Source organism: Lactobacillus sp. ESL0677 (genome assembly GCF_029392875.1).
Classification (GTDB): domain Bacteria; phylum Bacillota; class Bacilli; order Lactobacillales; family Lactobacillaceae; genus Lactobacillus.
This window is the reverse complement of sequence record NZ_CP113946.1, coordinates 1,345,571-1,362,091: the sequence shown is the minus strand read 5'-3', so window position 1 is coordinate 1,362,091 and position 16,521 is coordinate 1,345,571. Positions and strand designations below refer to the sequence as shown.

The following is a 16,521-nucleotide window of genomic DNA, read 5'->3' as shown; positions in this document are numbered from 1 at the left end:
TTGCACTTAAAAAAGCAGTTCGTAAGAACTGCTTTTTTGTTGAGTAAAATTTATTTATTTAATTTGTAAAGTGACGGTAATCATTACTCTTGTCAAAGACAACGCCGCGGGCATTTTCACCATTTGAAATTGAAAATTCAGCTTGTGGATATTTTGAGTGTACCTCGTCTTCTAAAAAGCCCCGCAGCATTGCATTATTAGCCAAAACGGAGCCGGTTAAAGCTACCTTCATTGGCTTAGGAGCTTCATAACGATCCATGCCGATAATAATATCGCGGGCCAGTAATTCAGCCTGCTCCTTAATAACCGCGATGGCATTAGCATTGCCTTCATCGCCAAGTTTGGCAACTTCGACAGCCATTGAGGCAACTTCTGGATTGGTCATTTGATAAAACTTAGCGGTTCCGTCAACGATATTATCAACTTCGAAAATGCGGTTAAACATAGTAATCAAGGCATTATCTTCGCGTTTGTCCCAACTGAGCAAGGCTGCTTTTAAGGCAGATAAGGCAATTGCATAACCTGATCCTTCATCACCTAGTGTGGCGCCGTAGCCACCAGTGGTAATGATATGCCCGTTTTGCAAGCCATTGAAGACGGAGCCAGTTCCTGCAATTACAAGGCCGCCATCTGCACCTTCAAGACCGTTATACAGGGCAAGAAGGGAATCAGTAATTGCGCGGGTCGGTAAATTGCCAACCTTACTAGAGATTGCGGCAGCAACTTGCGGTGCATTACCGATGACTGATAACCCTGCCATGCCACACAAGATTCGCTGGCAATCGCCATCGATTTGATTAAGTAACTGATTAATCGCCTTGCTAATATTAATAATGGCGTTATCGTAGTCAGTATTAACTTGCCCAGCTCCAGCTTCAGCACGTTCAAGTTCTTGCCCGTGCATGTCGTATGCAATTGCTGTGGTATGTGTTCCGCCGGCATCAACGCCGATTTGATATGTGAGTGTCATAAAATTTTCTCCTTTTTTAGACTGGTTTATAATCTTAATTTTATTACAAAGATTAACAAGACAGAAGCAAATTATAAAATTATGTTAGCGATAACTAAATTCCTGAAGTTAAGTAGACGATAATTTCATGGTTAATCTTTTAAAATTTTGCCAAAGCTATGGTCTAGTGATAGAATTGGCGTCTGCTTTTTGTTAAAATAACTCTAGTTTAGAGAGGTTTGAATTAAGTGAAATATTCTAAAAAACATCGCGGAGCTGCTAATGCGAAGAATCAATCATCGACACCACTCAGAATGAAAATTATCTTGGGAATTATTTTTGTTTTGTTTGCGACGTTGATTGGTCAATTAGCATATTTGCAGTTAGGTTACGGCTCACGCTTTAAGGCCGAAGTGCAGAAATCTAATTCTGCCGTGGTATCAAGTCAAGTGCCGCGCGGAGTTATGTATGATAGCAAGGGCCGCGTCTTAGTCGGCAATAAGGCGCAAAATGCTATTACTTATACCAAAAGTGCTTCAACTACTGCCGATCAGGTATATTCCATTGCCAATGCTTTAAGTTATTACATCCGACTTAATGATGAAAAGCCGACAGAGCAACAGGTAATTGATTATTATCTTGGCAATAAGACTAACAGTGCTAAGGAAACAGCTAAGGTACCTAAAGCGGTGCGCAATACCGAAGACGAAGAATTGATTAATAATGCGATTAATAATCAGGTACGTAAAGAGCATGTGAAATTAACGACGCGTGAAAAGACCGCGGCTTTAATTTATAACAAAATATCAGGTGCTTATACGCTGTCAACGATTTATATTAAAAATCAGGGCTTAACTGATAAGGAAATTGCGGAAGTCGGTGAACACCTGTCTAGTTTACCGGGAGTTGGCATTGGGACTGACTGGCAACGTTCATATCCTAATGGGTCGTCCATTCAAAGTATCATTGGTTCGGTTTCAACTGAAAAGGCCGGTTTGCCGAGCGATAATTTACAATATTATTTAACTAATGGTTATTCGCGTAATGATCGGGTTGGAACATCATATCTAGAAGAAGAGTATGAACCACTGTTAAGAGGAACTAAGTCGACCAGCAAGGTGTGGACTAAGTCCGATGGGAATATTGAGCAAACTAAGTCCGTTTATTCAGGTCAGGCCGGAGCTAGTTTGGTATTGACTCTTGATGCTAAATACCAAAAAGAAGTGCAGAACGCACTCAAGCAGACTTACGCTGCAGCTATTGGGTCAGGTGCAGCGCACTATTCTAACGGGGCATATGCTGTGGCGATGAATCCGCAGACTGGTGCTTTGCTTGCTGTTGCAGGAATTAGCCGCGATCCTAATAAAAATAAGACGGTTGACAATGCCTTAGGTGTAATCAACCAGACTTACGTTATGGGGTCTGTTGTCAAAGGAGCAATGGTCGGTGGCGGCCTGATAAATAAAGTAATTACGCCTACTAATAATACTTTGCCTGATACCCCAATTTACTTACCAGGTTCTCCGATTAAGAAATCAGTTTATCCAGTCGGAACTTTTGGTGCGCTTGACGCGCAAACAGCTCTGGAAGTATCAAGTAACATTTACATGATGCACTTAGCAATGAATTGGGTGCATGCTAAATATGTGCCTAAGCAATTTATTAGTATGCCCGACAATGCTTTTAGTACGTTGCGGCGCAATTTTAACATGTTTGGCTTGGGACAAAAGACTGGCGTTGATTTACCCGGTGAATCCGCAGGAATTCAAGGTAAGTCGTTTAACGCTCAGGGGCAAATTCTGTCCGGGTCCGTCCTTGACTTGGCATATGGTAACTACGACGCTTACACGCCGATTCAATTGGCACAGTATGTATCAACAATTGCTAATGGCGGCTACCGTCTGCAACCGTATGTTGTTCAATCAGTTGGTCGAACGGCAAGTAATGGTAAAAAAGTCTACATTGATTATAACAAAAAGCCTAATGTGCAGTTACGGATTCCGTGGACAACCGATGAGTTAAGCGTCATTCATCAAGGATTTTGGCGCGTTGTTCACGGAACTAATGCATGGGGAACTGCTCATAAACTGAAGAACGTTAAGCCGTCAATTTCAGGTAAATCTGGGACAGCCCAAACGTTCTATTATGATCCTGATCATCCAAACCAGAAGAATCCGCCAGAGTTAATTAATGCGACCTTTGTTGGTTACGCACCGTCGAATAATCCTAAATTAGCAGTTGCGGTTGTCTTTCCGGGATTAGACCCAGATTTGGAAGGTTCTTACACCTTGCAAATGGCTAAGGCAATGGTCCAAGATTACTTTAAATTGCATAAAAATTAGAAATTTGAGGATAACTCTGGTAAAAGTCTTTAAAAAATGCTATCATAATTCAGTCAGAATAATAAATTGTAGGTGGTGAAAGAAATGGCAGATAACATCATTTTGGAATGCACCGAATGTGGCGATAGAAGTTACTTATCTAAGAAAAACAAGCGTAAGCATCCGGAACGTTTAAGTTTGAAGAAGTATTGCCCTGTTGAAAGACACGCAACTCTTCATCGTGAAACTAAGTAATAAACAATATGGCAGGGGCATGTGTTCCTGCTATTTTTTGTAGTGAAAGAAATCGATGAACAAAAAAGATTTACGGCAGAAACAAATAAGTCGTTTGCAGGATTTTGCGGCAACTGAACAAAAAGAGCAGGAGGATCGCCAGCTATTAGAAAAAATAATGGCTTGGGATGGACTCAAAAGTAGCCAAACAATTGGTGTGACTTCCTCATTAGCTTATGAGGTTGATACCTCGCGCCTAATTGCTTTACTCTGGGATCAGGGTAAAGATGTCTACTTGGCTAAAGCCAATAATAATCCAGAACATTCACAAGATTTTCTGTATTATAGTTATATGACTAAGCTGACTGCGTCTAAGTTTGGCGTGATGGAAGTTAATGATCCAAGTGCCAAGATCAACAATGATTTGGATTTGATTATTGTTCCTGGACTTGCATTTGCTGAAGATACGCACCAGCGACTTGGCTTTGGTGGCGGTTATTATGATCGCTTTCTAGCAAAGCATAAGCAGGCTAAAACTGTTGCTCTAGCAAATTCACAAATGATTTTTAATACGACTGAGTGGAATGTTGAGCAGACGGATATTCCAATCCAAACGCTGATTACTTCCAATCTGGTCTGATAAATTAGCGAGGCAATTATGCAAAAGCAAAGTTTTAAAGATAGTTATATGACGTGGATCATTTTAATTGTTTTGTTTGTGGTCTTTTTAATGGAAACCGCCTTGGGTGGCTCACAGAATACCGCTGTTTTAATAAAAATGGGCGCAATGAGCAACTATGCTGTAGTCGCAGGTGGTCAATGGTGGCGCCTGTTTACGGCGCAATTCTTGCATATGGGAATCATGCATATTGTTTCAAACGCCGTGATGATTTATTACCTCGGTGTTTATATGGAGCAAATTTTAGGTCATTGGCGCTTTTTAGCAGTTTATTTGTTATCAGGGATTGGCGGCAATTTGTTGAGTTTAGCTCTTGGCAGTGACCAAGCAATTAGTGCCGGTGCTTCGACCGCACTTTTTGGTCTAATGGGTGCAATGACGGCAATTGGTTTGCGTAATCGCGATAATCCAGTTCTTGTTTATTTGGGCAAACAGGCACTTTGGCTCGCCGTAATCAATATTGTTCTTGACCTATTTGATACTAATATTGACATTCAGGGTCATATTGGTGGTTTAATCACAGGACTTTTGTTAGCAATTATTTTAGGTGACCGCGCTTTACAAAAATATTCTACAAAGTGGCGGATAGTTGCTCTTTGCGTTCTGATTGTCTATTTAGTTGCTACTGTTAGAATGGGTATGGTTATTAGATTCTAATGAAGACCTTGTATGATGTTCAGCAGCTCCTTGAAAAATATGGTGTCTTGGTGCACGTTGGTAAGCGCATTTGGGACATTGAGCTGATGGCCCTTGAACTTGACAATATTAACCGTTCGCGCCTAATTGACAAGCATGATTATCTGGTTGCAAAGATGATTTTGCGGCGTGAACATGAGTATGAAGAACGCAAAGAAAAAGAAAAGCATAGAAGCTAGAATAATTTAGTAGTAAAATTATTCTTATAAGTTTATTTAGAAAAGAGTTTAACCGATGTCAACTTTTTTAATTATTTTGGATGTTGTATTAGTAGCTATCATTCTGGCTTTTGTTGCAGTTTGGCTTTGGAATAAGTTCCAGACTAAGCGTCTTGGTAGCGGTGATTTAACTAACGAAGAATTTAATCAGGGAATGAGAAAGGCGCAAATCGTTGATTTACGTGAAAAAGCGCCATTTAAGAGAAAGCATATCGATGGTGCACGCAACTTGCCTTATACTACCCTGAAATACCAATACGGTGAACTTAGAACTGATTTACCGGTATATTTGTACTCTGACTCATTAATCGTAACTTTAAGAGCTGCCAGATTTTTGCAAAAAAAGCACTTTACTTCGATTAAATGGCTCAAAAATGGTTTTGATGAGTGGAATGGTCGCACAAAAACATCTAAATATTAATTAGAAGAACATGTTTGGAGCATTCGCGCAAACGTGTTTTTTGCTTTTATACCGAAAAAGGATATTCGAGATGCAAAAAGTACTAGCAATTGTAGGACCGACAGCGATCGGGAAGACTGGCTTAGCTATCAAATTAGCCCAAAACTTGAATGGTGAAATTGTTTCTGGCGATTCAATGCAGGTCTATCGCGAAGTAGCAATTGGAACGGCAAAGGCAACGCCGCAAGAGCAAGCTCAAGTTAAGCATTATTTAGTTGATACGCAATCGGTCTTTGAACAATATTCAGTTAAGGATTTTGTCACACAAGCCCAATCAGCAATTAATAAGATTGCGGCTAAGGGCAAGTTACCACTATTAGTTGGTGGGACCGGCTTTTATGTTAATGCCCTGCTTAACCAGATGCAACTGGGTGAAAAAGATGAGCATGAGACAGCGATTGCCGCTAAGTGGCAAGATTTTTTAGACAAAAAAGGGTCGGAGTCTTTGTGGCAAGAGTTGAATAAGCGTGATGCAGATGCCGCTCGTAAAATACCCGTGGCTAATTCTCGGCGCACCTTACGAGCGCTGACTGTAATTGAGCGGACTGGGCAAAAGTTTTCCCAGCAGCAATCTAAAATTGAACCACGCTATGATTATTTGATTATTGGTTTAAATTCTGAGCGAGAGGCAATTTACCGCCGAATTAATTTGCGAGTTGACCAGATGATGACTCAGGGGATGCTTAAGGAAGCCGAATTTGTTTACCAAAATCGCGAACGCGAACACCAAATCTTGCAGGCAATTGGCTATAAAGAGTTCTTCCCATACTTTAAGGGAGAACAAAGCCTGCCCGATTGTGTTGAGCAGCTAAAGACAGCTTCGCGGCGGTATGCGAAGCGGCAATTGACGTATTTTCGTCATCAATTGCCATGTCACTGGTTTGACCCGTTGAATGACCAAAATTGTATTATAGAAATAGAAGAGAAAGTTGAGGAATGGCTTCATGAATAATTGGCCAGAAAAATTACAAGAAATTGTTAAGGAAGTAGACACCCAAATTGCGCCACAGCTTGCGAAAATTGATGATAATATTTTGTATAATCAGAACAAAGTGCTGCAAGCATTTAAGGACAAGGCAGTAGCAGAAGCAGATTTGCTTGGGACCACTGGTTATGGCTCAGATGATTCGGGGCGTGATAAGTTAGACCGTATTTACGCGCAGATTTTTCATACTGAAGATGCGCTTGTGCGTTCACAATTTGTGTCTGGCACACATACGATTGCCACAGCAATGGCGGGGAATTTGCTACCAGGCGATGAATTAACCTATTTAACGGGAATGCCTTATGACACCCTGCAACAAGTAATTGGTGTTGCGGGTGATGGGCGCGGCAGCTTGCAATCATACGGTGTTAAATTCTCACACGTTGACTTAAAAGATGGCGAGGTAGATTACGATGCTGCGCGTAAATTGCTGAGCAAGCACCAACCGAAGATGGTTGTTATTCAACGTTCACGCGGCTACGACACGCGGCAAAGTTTCACCGTTGCCAAGATTAAGCCGATGATTGCAATGATTCGCGAGGTTAGTCCTAAGAGTATCATTATGATTGATAATTGTTATGGCGAGTTTTCCGAAAAGCACGAGCCAACCGAATATGGCGCTGACTTGATGGCTGGCTCATTAATTAAAAATGCCGGCGGTGGCTTAGCCAAAATTGGTGGTTATGTTGTGGGCAAGCACGAACTAATCGAAAATACTGCGGCGCGCTTGACTGCTGGTGGTATTGGCCGCGAGGAAGGTGCCAGCTTAAATAACAACATGGATTACTTCGAAGGTCTCTTTATTGCGCCAAACACAACGGGGAATGCAATTAAAGGTGCAATTTATTCTTCAGCCATTTTGGAAAAGATGGGTGAGGAAGTAACGCCAAAGTGGAACGAAGATAGAACTGACTTGATTCAGACCGTAATTTTTCACGATCAAGATAAAATGATTCGCTTTGCTAAAGCTCTGCAAGAAAATTCACCGGTTAATTCCTTTGTCGACCCGATTCCAAGCAATGATACAGGTTATGAAGACAAAGTAATCATGGCTGATGGCTCCTTTATTGAGGGTGCAAGTATTGAATTTTCTGGTGATGGTCCAATTCGGCCGCCTTATGCTATTTACATGCAAGGCGGGTTAACTTACGCACATGTCAAAATCGCAATCACAAATGCAGTTAACGAATTGTTTTTTCGCAAGTAATTCTTAAAATAATTAAAAAAATGTTAAAGGTTGGTTCAAAACTACTAGACCACTTTGACTTTAAGACAAGAGTTTGCTATTGTGTTAGTCAGGTTTAGAGCAGAACGAGGAAATCTTGCTAGGACCAGACCAATTACTGTATGATTTTTTATTAGGTGAAAAAATGGCAAAAACAATTACAGCAGATGATATTAGACAGAGCGTTGCTGATAATGACGTTCGCTTTTTAAGATTAGCATTTACGGACATCAACGGTACTTTGAAGGCCGTTGAGGTGCCAAATAGCCAACTTGAAAAAGTTTTGAGTAATGACATCCGTTTTGACGGGTCTTCAATCGACGGTTTTGTTCGTTTGGAAGAAAGCGACATGGTTTTATACCCAGATTTCTCAACCTGGGCAGTATTGCCGTGGACTGACCGTCAAGGTGGTAAGATTGGTCGGCTGATTTGTTCAGTTCATACAACTGATGGTAAGCCATTTTCTGGTGATCCACGGAACAACTTAAAGCGTGTGGTTGACCAGATGCGGACGATGGGCTTTTCTGATTTTGATATTGGTTTTGAAGCTGAATTTCACTTGTTGAAGTTAGATGAGCGTGGCAATTGGACTACTCAGGTGCCAGACCACGCTTCATACTTTGACATGACTTCAAACGATGAAAGTGCTAGTTGCCGTCGTGATATTGTTGAAACTCTCGAAAGCATCGGTTTTGAAGTTGAAGCTGCTCACCATGAAGTTGGTGATGGTCAACAAGAAATCGATTTCAGATTCGATGATGCATTAACAACTGCTGACCGTGTTCAAACCTTTAAGATGGTTGTTCGTGAAGTTGCTAAAAAGCACAATTTATTTGCGACATTTATGGCTAAGCCGCTTCAAGGTCAAGCTGGTAACGGGATGCACACTAACATGTCCCTGTTCAAAGATGGTAAGAATGCCTTTTATGACAAGAACAATAAGTTCCACTTATCAAATACCGCACTTTACTTCTTAAATGGTATCTTGACACATGCTCGTGCAATTACCGCAGTTGGCAACCCAACTGTTAACTCATACAAGCGATTGATTCCAGGCTTTGAAGCACCAGTTTATATTTCTTGGGCTTCAAAGAACCGCTCACCAATGGTGCGGATTCCTTCAGCTGAAGAAATCAACACGCGTTTGGAAATGCGTTCTGCTGATCCAACTGCTAACCCATATCTTCTGCTTGCAGCTTGTCTAGCTGCTGGACTTGATGGGATTAAGAAAGCAGAAATGCCAATGGCCCCAATTACTTCTAATGTATTTGAAATGAGCGAAGAAAAACGCGAAGAATTGGGCATTAAACCATTGCCAGCAACTTTGCACAGTGCCATTAAGGCATTCAAGGCTGACAAGTTGATTCAAGATGCCTTGGGTGAGCACCTGGCACACAGTTTTATTTCTTCTAAGGAATTGGAATGGTCACAATATACGCAGACTGTTTCTGACTGGGAAAGAAATAAGTACATGGGTTACTAATTAAAAGATTAATTTATTAAACAGAACTGCTTGATTAACTTCAAGAGGTTCTGTTTTTTTATTAATGCAAAAATAAAGGAATAGAGCCATTAATTTAATTTGGCGTAAGTGGTAAAATTGTACTATTGATTAATTTTGTGAGGTAAAAAGTGACACAGCATAAATCGATTTATACTAAAGATGTAATATTGGTAATGGCAGCATCGTTCTTCTTCATGTTTAGTACGATGTTTGTTAACCCGTTAATTAATGGTTATGCTAAGAGTCTCGGTGCTAGCAGTGCGTTTGCGGGAATTATTGTGGGGGTTATGAGCATTGCCGCAATGTTTTTGCGGCCAATTGCGGGTAACTTGACGGATAAGTTTTCTAAATTTCGCTTATCATTAATTGGTGGTGTGCTAATTTTTATTGGCGTAACTGGGTACGTTCTTGCGCCAAAAAGTGGCTGGCTGCTACTATTTCGGCTAATTAATGGTGCTGGATATGTGCTCGATACAGTTTGCATGACTACTTGGCTAGCATTCTTAGTCCCGCGCGAGCATGTCGGTGAAGCCATGGGCTTTTACGGCCTAATGAATGCACTGGCGATGGCCGTGGCGCCGGCTCTAGCGATTAATGTTTATCAGAAAACAGGTTACCGACTGGCAATAATTGCTTCCGCGGTATCTTCTTTTTTGATGATTATTACGATTCAATTTGTTGGCAATCATGCCAAGCCTAAGAAAAAGATAGAAGAAGCAAGCAAATCTAAACATTTTAAGATTATCGAAGTTAAGGATTTGCCGATTGCGCTATTAACTACGCTATTTGCCTTTCCGTATTTTGCTACTCAAGCAGATTTGGTAACTTACGCAGAAGAACGGCACTTGAATGTAGCAGTTGGTTCATACTTTTTAATTTATGCTGTTGTATTGTTGGTAATTAGAATTGGCTTAAAAAATTTATTTGATACAGTTCGCTTTGGTGTGTGGTTCTGGCTGAGTGCTGCCGCAACAGCGATTTATTTGGTATTACTTGCAATGATGAAAAATAACTGGGAAATGGGTTTAGCTGCTTGTGGCATGGCGATTGGCTACGGCGTTATTTACTCCGTGTTGCAGTCAACGGCATTGTTGCTCGCACCGATTAATGAGCAGGGGCTGGCAAGCAGCACCTTTTATTTGGGATTGGATATTGGGATGGCATTTGGACCAATCATTATGGGGTTTGTAAATGATCTACTACCGATTAATTATTTCTATCCTGTTCAACTGCTGCTGATTCCGTTGATGATTATTGTTTATTTATGTTATCGTAAGCGTTTGAACAGTGCGATTGATAATCATTAATATTTAAAGACAGGGATATTTATTCCTTGTCTTTTTTTAATAGAACTATTGTAAAATTTGCTTAAAAAATAATTACAGTAAAATAAGACATTTTGAATAATTATCCAAAAAGGTCCATAATAGTAGGGTCTATTTGAAAAGGAGTTACTATTTATGGATAATAAACAGCCGAAAAAAATCACACTCGGCACGTTAATTTTAATGATCTTCTCGTCCATTTTTGGGTTCAGTAATTCGCTGACTGCGTACTACCAAATGGGTTATGCAAGTATCATTTGGTATGTGATTGCAGCAATTCTGTTCTTTCTACCATCTGCACTAATCTTTGCAGAATATGGCGCATCTTTTAAGGGTGTCAAGGGTGGTATTTTTTCTTGGCTTGAAGAGTCATCTAATGAAAAGGTTGCATTTGTTGGTACCTTCATTTGGCTTGCCGCCTGGGTGGTGTGGCTGGTTTCGTCCACACAATTTTTCCTTGTTGCGCTGTCAACATTAATTTCAGGTAAAGACATGACGCAAACTTGGCATCTGGGCTTTTTGTCGTCGACTCAACTTTTGGGTGTGCTTGAAGTTGCCTTCATGATTATTGTTACGTTCTTTGCTGCTAAGGGAATTGATAAAATTACAGCTGTTGACAAGGTCGGCGGGGCCTTTGCTATTCTGATTGCTCTTGGTTTCATGTTAGCGTCAATGTTAGTCTTCGCCTTTAGTCATGGTCATTTTGCAGAACCAGTTACAGCGATGAACTTTACTAAGTCGCCTAATCCAGCGTTCCAAACGCCCGTTGCTGTTTTGTCGTTTATTGTTTACGCCTTGTTTGCTTACGGCGGTCTTGAAACTTCGGCTGGTGTTATTGACTCAGTTGATAAGCCTGAGAAGACTTTCCCTAAAGCAATGATGGGCGCGATGGCATTGATGACAGGACTCTATGTAATTAATATTCTCATGTGTGGGATTTCAACTAATTGGGCTGCTGTTTTAGGTGCCAAAAACGTTAACATTGCCAATATGGAATATGTGTTGGTCAACAATTTAGGGATTGTAATGGGTCACAGTATGGGCTTGTCGCAATCTGCAACGTTGACTCTTGGAACGATTTTTTCACGGCTTGCTGGATTAGCTGATGTTTTATCTGGAATTTCTGCTGCCTTCTTGATGGTTTACTCACCAATCAAGTCCTTCATTGAGGGCTGTGATGCGCGTCTTTTACCTAAAAAATTAGTTAAATTGAACAAGCATAATATGCCAGAACGTGCAATGTGGACACAAGCAGCACTAATTAGTGTCATTATCTTGTTTATTTCCTTTGGTGGTAACGCTGCGGGACAATTTTATACGATTTTAATGGATATGATGAACGTTTCATCAACTGTGCCATATCTGTTCTTGATTGGGGTATTCCCGTTCTTTAAGATGAAGAAGGACATCGACCGACCGTTTGTCTTTATCAAGGGTAAAGGTAAAGTTTGGGCAGTAACGATTGTTGTCTGGTTGGTTGTTGCCATGGGCATTATCTTTACTTGTATTGAGCCGCTGCTGGAAGGCGACTACATGACATCATTCTGGACAGCAATTGGTCCAGTTGCTTTTGGTGTTGTTGCTTATATTTATTACACTTATCGTGAGCACCATGATACAAAAACGGCTTAAATAATTAGAAAATAAGAACCCCGAAGTTAGAAAAATTAACTTCGGGGTTTTACTATGGTTATCTAAAGGGGATAAATCTTTAGCGAAAAATAAAATTTATTGCTTAAAAAGTAGAGTATAGTGAATTTTATATGTAAAAGTATTTAGTATAAGTATGTTAATAATTGAAAGCTTATAGCAATAAATTAAGAAACGCTTTTTATAGTAAGGAGGATAAAATTGGATTTTAGGATTTATATTGCTTTGTTTCCAACGGTTTTCATGTTCCATGAATTAGAAGAAATTTTATTCTTTAAAGATTATAAAGAGCTAATAAATAATAAAGTACCTAAAATGTTTAAAGGTAACTATTTGAACAAATATCTTAATTTATCATTAAGAACATTTATTTTAACAATATTTGAAGAATTTATTATTTTAGTATTAATTACTGGGATTACATTGCTCAAAATTTCATACTTAGAATTTTATGTAGCTTTGATGCTTGCATATAACTACCATATTTTAGGACATGTAATTCAGGCGATTGTAGTTCAGTCTTATGTACCGGGACTTATTTTTGGTATAGCCAGTAGTATCATTAGTGTTTATTGGATAAGTATGATGCCAGTGAATAATTGGTCCTTTGTTTTGTGGTGTTCAGTTATAATACTAGTTTTGATTTTTCTAAACATACAAGTTTGTTTTAAAATAGGCAAAAATTTTTTTAATTAAAAAAGGTAAAATTATTGTAATACCTTCTAAACAGAAAAACACGCAGGAATTTTTTCCTATGTGTTGGCTTACAGATGTTTGTTTTATTTAAATTTTTTACCCCATTGCCACGGGTCCTCGTGCCAAGTCTTGAGTGCGTCATATTCGGTTGCACTGATGTAATTTAATTCTTTTTCCTTCTTTAGTAATTCAGGATAAGAAAGAAGGGGATTGAAGGCAATGTTAGCTGCGGCAAAGTTTTGCTTAGCATCTGGCAAATAATAAGTGAAAATTGAGCTGACGCCAATAACATTGCCGCCTTCATTTTGTGTTGCCTTAACTGCATTTAGGACAGAACTACCGGTTGTAATTAAATCATCAATTAAAACAATTCTGTCTTGGTCAGTGAAGCAGCCTTCAATTTGGCGCCCCTTACCGTGATCTTTAGGCTTAGGACGAACATAAATCATTGGTAGACCAAGCTTGGCAGCAACCCATGCAGCATGAGGAATACCAGCGGTTGCCACACCACCGATAATGGTTACTTCTGGGTACTCAGCCTTGATTAAGTCAGCTAAGTCGCTGGCAATCCAATCGCGTAAGTCGGGGTAAGAAACCGTGAGTCGTAAATCCGTGTAGATTGGTGAGAGCATGCCACTTGCATAAGTAAAAGGCTTGTCTGGCGAAACTGTGATGATTTTTTCTGCGATTAATTTAGCAATGATTTGTTCTTGATGCATCTTAGTTAAACTCCTTTTTAATTGCTTGATAGGCTGCTTCTGGGTTAGCAGCTTGGGTAATTGGTCGGCCGACAACAATTGCACTAGCGCCGTATTTTTTTGCTTGTGCTGGGGTAGCGACTCGCTTTTGGTCGCCATTATTGCTGTGTGCCGGTCTAATTCCCGGCGTTACGTAAAGAAAGTCGGGACCAATTTTTGCTCTTAGGTTTTGAACTTCTAGAGGTGAGCAAATGACACCATCGGCGCCAGCTTTTTGTGCTGTTTGTGCAAGACTGATAACTTGCTCATTCATTGGTAAGCGGCAGTTTTGCTCATTTTTTAAAATTGAGTCAGAAATTGAAGTTAATTCCGTAACAGCTAGCAGTTTAGGCACACCTTGTCCAGCTGGCGTACCAGCGATTAAACCGTCCTTGGCCGCCTTAATCATGCTGCTACCGCCGAGTGCGTGAATAGTAATACAAAAGATATTGAGCTGGGCCAGTTGTTTGGCCGCGTTATAAACTGTATTTGGAATATCATGCAATTTTAAATCTAAAAAGATGTGGTAACCTGCATTGCTTAATCGTTTAACTAAAGTACTTCCAGAATGATAAAAAAGTTCCATGCCAATTTTTAAGTAAGTTTCTTGTGCAGTGCCAAGTTTAGGCAAAAGTTGTGCAACATCCTGCTCGTTAGCATAATCAAGGGCGACAAAAACTGCTTTTTCCATTGCAAACCTCCAAAAAAAGTCTATTTTGGCACAGAGCGCGTCAAAATAGACTTTTTCGGTATTTAGTCATGTTTAACTTGCGGTCTCTCTGTACCGTTTAAAGTTTATTGTTAGTTAGTTTAGCATCATCTTGACTAAAAGACAACTAATTTTTGCTAATAGTTTTAAGCAATGGTAATGCACGTCATTTATTTTGGTATAATTAATATAAATTTAAGCTGTTTAACAGAATTACGAAAAGGAATTAAAAAATGAGTAAGAAGCGAAAGAAACATATTATTACTTGGACAGTTATCGCTTTGGTGCTGCTAGTTGCCGGCTGGTTTAGTTTTGGCCCTGGAATTTCTAATCATGCGCCAAAAGAGCGGGTGATTACGATTGGCGTCGTTGGCGAAAGCAACTCTGAGCAAGTAATTTGGCAACATGTTGCCCAAAAGGCCAAACGCGATTATGGCATTATCATTAAGACCAAGGTTTTTACAGATTACAATCAACCCAACAAGGCTTTGCGAGACGGTGAAATTGACCTCAATGCCATTCAAACGACAACTTTTATGCATACTTGGTCCAAGGCAAATCATGCAAAGATTGTTTCGATTGGTAAAACCTATATTGCGCCGATTCGCTTGTACTCCAAGAAGTATCATAAGTTGAGCCAATTGCCGCAAGGAGCTACAATTGCAATCCCCAATGATGCCGCAACTGAATCGCGGGCACTCCATGTCTTAAAGAATGCCGGGTTAATTAGTTTAACTAGTGGGCAAAAGTTAAAGACGATTGCGGATATTACTGCTAATCCGCAACATATCAAGATTAAAGAAGTCAGTGACGAGCAATGTGCGCGGATTATTAATTCCGTTGACGCGGTGATTGTGAACAATGACTTTGCCGTGCCGGCTGGCCTTGGCCCGAAAGAAACGATTTTTGTGGAACCAATTAATAAGGAGTCGGCTGGTGCCATTAATAATATTTGTACGACAGAGGACAAGAAGAATGATCCCGACTACCAACATGTTGTCAAATGTTATCAAACTGAGGAAACTAAGAAGCTTTACCATAAGTTCTATGGTGAGATGCAGCAGGCTGTTTGGGACGTCAAGTTGAAATAAGTTATGTCTAGAGCTGTTTAATTAAATCTTGGCAAATAATTAAAAACGTGTAAAATAAATTGCAAAAATAATTGTAATGTCTGTGAGCATTCATTTTTGGAGGGAAAATGACTAATCTTAGTGTAAAAATACCCGGTCTTAATCTGAAAAATCCGGTAATGCCAGCAAGTGGTACCTTTGGTTTTGGCGATGTTGCTGCTGCTAATAAGTTTGATTTAAATAAGTTAGGAGCACTGGTGTTGAAAACAACGACGCCACATTTGCGGCGTGGTAATCCGCAGCCGCAAATTGCGGTCTTAGAAGATGGTGTTTTAAATTCAGTGGGGTTAACTAACCCGGGTGTTGCCGGCGTTGTCAGTGAAAAGTTGCCACACCTACGTCAGCAATATCCTGACTTGCCAATTATTGCTAGTGTTGGTGGCAGTAGTGCGGCTGATTATGTGCAGGTGACTGAAGAATTGGCAGAATCTGGGATGGTTAATGCACTAGAACTTAATTTTTCTTGTCCTAATGTTGAGCGCGGCGGCATGACCTTTGGTGTTCATCCAGAATTGGTTGAACAGCTGACAGCCGCGATTAAGCAGACGGTTGCGTTGCCAATTTATGTTAAGTTAACGCCGAACGTGACCGATATTACCGAAATAGCACGTGCTGCAGAAAGTGGTGGCGCAGATGGTTTGTCACTGATTAATACGGTGATGGGATTGCGCATTGATCTTGAAACGCGGAAGCCGCTCTTAGGCAACAATGTTGGTGGTCTTTCAGGTAGTGGCATCAAGCCGCTGGCATTGTATCAGGTTCATCAAGTATTTAAAATAACGCACCTGCCAATTATCGGGATGGGCGGCATTACTACTGCAGAAGATGTAGTTGAATTTATATTAGCAGGAGCTAGTGCCGTGGCTGTGGGTAGTGCGCATTTTCATGATGAACTTGCTTGCCCGCATATTATTCAAAAATTGCCAAGCTTGTTAACCAAGCTTGGTGCTAGTAATATTAGTGACTTGGTCGGCCAAGTCCAATTTAATTGAGAATTTTATTT

17 protein-coding genes are annotated in these 16,521 nt (G+C 40.2%); 14 read left to right on the top strand and 3 right to left on the bottom strand.

Annotated elements, in window-relative coordinates:
• Positions 1 to 58 precede the first annotated feature (58 nt).
• Entirely contained in the window at positions 59 to 970 is a 912-nt protein-coding gene (locus tag OZX76_RS06585) for a BadF/BadG/BcrA/BcrD ATPase family protein (protein ID WP_277178884.1), read from the bottom strand.
• Positions 971 to 1,197: 227 nt separating this feature from the next.
• On the opposite strand from OZX76_RS06585, the gene OZX76_RS06580 reads away from it, so the two are divergent.
• The 12 genes from OZX76_RS06580 to OZX76_RS06525 all read left to right on the top strand — a co-directional run bounded on the left by OZX76_RS06580 (position 1,198) and on the right by OZX76_RS06525 (position 12,942).
• Positions 1,198 to 3,291: a penicillin-binding protein 2 gene (locus OZX76_RS06580; RefSeq protein ID WP_277178882.1), complete on the top strand. Its 2,094-nt coding sequence runs from the start codon at positions 1,198 to 1,200 to the stop codon at positions 3,289 to 3,291.
• Positions 3,292 to 3,375: 84 nt separating this feature from the next.
• Positions 3,376 to 3,525 carry a 50S ribosomal protein L33 gene (rpmG, locus tag OZX76_RS06575; protein ID WP_172999151.1) on the top strand — a complete coding sequence of 50 codons (150 nt, stop codon included), beginning with the start codon at positions 3,376 to 3,378 and terminating at the stop codon, positions 3,523 to 3,525.
• A 55-nt stretch (positions 3,526 to 3,580) separates the two neighbouring features.
• Positions 3,581 to 4,144 carry a 5-formyltetrahydrofolate cyclo-ligase gene (locus OZX76_RS06570; RefSeq protein WP_277178880.1) on the top strand — a complete coding sequence of 188 codons (564 nt, stop codon included), beginning with the start codon at positions 3,581 to 3,583 and terminating at the stop codon, positions 4,142 to 4,144.
• An 18-nt stretch (positions 4,145 to 4,162) separates the two neighbouring features.
• Positions 4,163 to 4,840, top strand: a complete 678-nt coding sequence (locus OZX76_RS06565) for a rhomboid family intramembrane serine protease (protein WP_277142412.1) — start codon at positions 4,163 to 4,165, stop codon at positions 4,838 to 4,840.
• Positions 4,840 to 5,058, top strand: coding sequence for a YqgQ family protein (locus OZX76_RS06560; protein WP_277133494.1), 219 nt, complete (start codon positions 4,840 to 4,842; stop codon positions 5,056 to 5,058). The genes OZX76_RS06565 and OZX76_RS06560 overlap by 1 nt, the downstream gene beginning before the upstream one ends.
• A gap of 55 nt (positions 5,059 to 5,113) precedes the next feature.
• Positions 5,114 to 5,518 carry a rhodanese-like domain-containing protein gene (locus OZX76_RS06555; RefSeq protein WP_277178877.1) on the top strand — a complete coding sequence of 135 codons (405 nt, stop codon included), beginning with the start codon at positions 5,114 to 5,116 and terminating at the stop codon, positions 5,516 to 5,518.
• A 70-nt stretch (positions 5,519 to 5,588) separates the two neighbouring features.
• Positions 5,589 to 6,509 (top strand): tRNA (adenosine(37)-N6)-dimethylallyltransferase MiaA, encoded by a 921-nt coding sequence (miaA, locus tag OZX76_RS06550; RefSeq protein WP_277178875.1) that lies wholly within the window; start codon positions 5,589 to 5,591, stop codon positions 6,507 to 6,509.
• A complete protein-coding gene (locus OZX76_RS06545; RefSeq protein ID WP_277178873.1) occupies positions 6,502 to 7,749 on the top strand; it encodes a methionine gamma-lyase family protein in 1,248 nt (415 codons plus the stop codon). The genes miaA and OZX76_RS06545 overlap by 8 nt, the downstream gene beginning before the upstream one ends.
• A 163-nt stretch (positions 7,750 to 7,912) precedes the next feature.
• Positions 7,913 to 9,250, top strand: coding sequence for a type I glutamate--ammonia ligase (gene glnA / locus OZX76_RS06540; protein ID WP_277178870.1), 1,338 nt, complete (start codon positions 7,913 to 7,915; stop codon positions 9,248 to 9,250).
• Between the two features lie 149 nt (positions 9,251 to 9,399).
• Entirely contained in the window at positions 9,400 to 10,578 is a 1,179-nt protein-coding gene (locus OZX76_RS06535; RefSeq protein WP_277178868.1) for an MFS transporter, read from the top strand.
• 153 nt (positions 10,579 to 10,731) lie between these two features.
• Entirely contained in the window at positions 10,732 to 12,228 is a 1,497-nt protein-coding gene (gene yjeM / locus OZX76_RS06530) for a glutamate/gamma-aminobutyrate family transporter YjeM (RefSeq protein WP_277178867.1), read from the top strand.
• A gap of 219 nt (positions 12,229 to 12,447) precedes the next feature.
• Positions 12,448 to 12,942 carry an HXXEE domain-containing protein gene (locus OZX76_RS06525; RefSeq protein WP_277178864.1) on the top strand — a complete coding sequence of 165 codons (495 nt, stop codon included), beginning with the start codon at positions 12,448 to 12,450 and terminating at the stop codon, positions 12,940 to 12,942.
• An 83-nt stretch (positions 12,943 to 13,025) separates the two neighbouring features.
• Here OZX76_RS06525 and pyrE read toward each other — a convergent pair whose 3' ends face one another.
• Both pyrE and pyrF read right to left on the bottom strand, forming a co-directional pair.
• Positions 13,026 to 13,661, bottom strand: coding sequence for an orotate phosphoribosyltransferase (gene pyrE, locus OZX76_RS06520; protein ID WP_277178862.1), 636 nt, complete (start codon positions 13,659 to 13,661; stop codon positions 13,026 to 13,028).
• A gap of 1 nt (position 13,662) precedes the next feature.
• Complete coding sequence (gene pyrF, locus OZX76_RS06515; RefSeq protein ID WP_277178860.1) at positions 13,663 to 14,370, bottom strand: orotidine-5'-phosphate decarboxylase; 708 nt, start codon at positions 14,368 to 14,370, stop codon at positions 13,663 to 13,665.
• Between the two features lie 251 nt (positions 14,371 to 14,621).
• Between pyrF and OZX76_RS06510 the strand changes: the two genes are divergently transcribed.
• Together OZX76_RS06510 and OZX76_RS06505 are read left to right on the top strand one after the other, a co-directional pair.
• Positions 14,622 to 15,479, top strand: a complete 858-nt coding sequence (locus OZX76_RS06510; RefSeq protein WP_277133512.1) for a MetQ/NlpA family ABC transporter substrate-binding protein — start codon at positions 14,622 to 14,624, stop codon at positions 15,477 to 15,479.
• Between the two features lie 107 nt (positions 15,480 to 15,586).
• On the top strand, positions 15,587 to 16,510 hold the full coding sequence (locus OZX76_RS06505; protein WP_277178858.1) for a dihydroorotate dehydrogenase: 924 nt from the start codon (positions 15,587 to 15,589) through the stop codon (positions 16,508 to 16,510).
• The last annotated feature ends 11 nt before the right edge of the window (positions 16,511 to 16,521 follow it).

Excerpts from the sequence above, each read along its gene's own strand:
- OZX76_RS06505 (WP_277178858.1), top strand. The coding sequence starts at position 15,587 with ATGACTAATCTTAGTGTAAAAATACCCGGTCTTAATCTGAAAAATCCG.
- OZX76_RS06545 (WP_277178873.1), top strand. The coding sequence starts at position 6,502 with ATGAATAATTGGCCAGAAAAATTACAAGAAATTGTTAAGGAAGTAGAC.
- pyrF (WP_277178860.1), bottom strand. The coding sequence starts at position 14,370 with ATGGAAAAAGCAGTTTTTGTCGCCCTTGATTATGCTAACGAGCAGGAT.
- OZX76_RS06510 (WP_277133512.1), top strand. The coding sequence starts at position 14,622 with ATGAGTAAGAAGCGAAAGAAACATATTATTACTTGGACAGTTATCGCT.
- pyrE (WP_277178862.1), bottom strand. The coding sequence starts at position 13,661 with ATGCATCAAGAACAAATCATTGCTAAATTAATCGCAGAAAAAATCATC.
- OZX76_RS06555 (WP_277178877.1), top strand. The coding sequence starts at position 5,114 with ATGTCAACTTTTTTAATTATTTTGGATGTTGTATTAGTAGCTATCATT.
- OZX76_RS06585 (WP_277178884.1), bottom strand. The coding sequence starts at position 970 with ATGACACTCACATATCAAATCGGCGTTGATGCCGGCGGAACACATACC.
- miaA (WP_277178875.1), top strand. The coding sequence starts at position 5,589 with ATGCAAAAAGTACTAGCAATTGTAGGACCGACAGCGATCGGGAAGACT.
- yjeM (WP_277178867.1), top strand. The coding sequence starts at position 10,732 with ATGGATAATAAACAGCCGAAAAAAATCACACTCGGCACGTTAATTTTA.
- glnA (WP_277178870.1), top strand. The coding sequence starts at position 7,913 with ATGGCAAAAACAATTACAGCAGATGATATTAGACAGAGCGTTGCTGAT.
- OZX76_RS06570 (WP_277178880.1), top strand. The coding sequence starts at position 3,581 with ATGAACAAAAAAGATTTACGGCAGAAACAAATAAGTCGTTTGCAGGAT.
- OZX76_RS06565 (WP_277142412.1), top strand. The coding sequence starts at position 4,163 with ATGCAAAAGCAAAGTTTTAAAGATAGTTATATGACGTGGATCATTTTA.
- OZX76_RS06560 (WP_277133494.1), top strand. The coding sequence starts at position 4,840 with ATGAAGACCTTGTATGATGTTCAGCAGCTCCTTGAAAAATATGGTGTC.
- rpmG (WP_172999151.1), top strand. The coding sequence starts at position 3,376 with ATGGCAGATAACATCATTTTGGAATGCACCGAATGTGGCGATAGAAGT.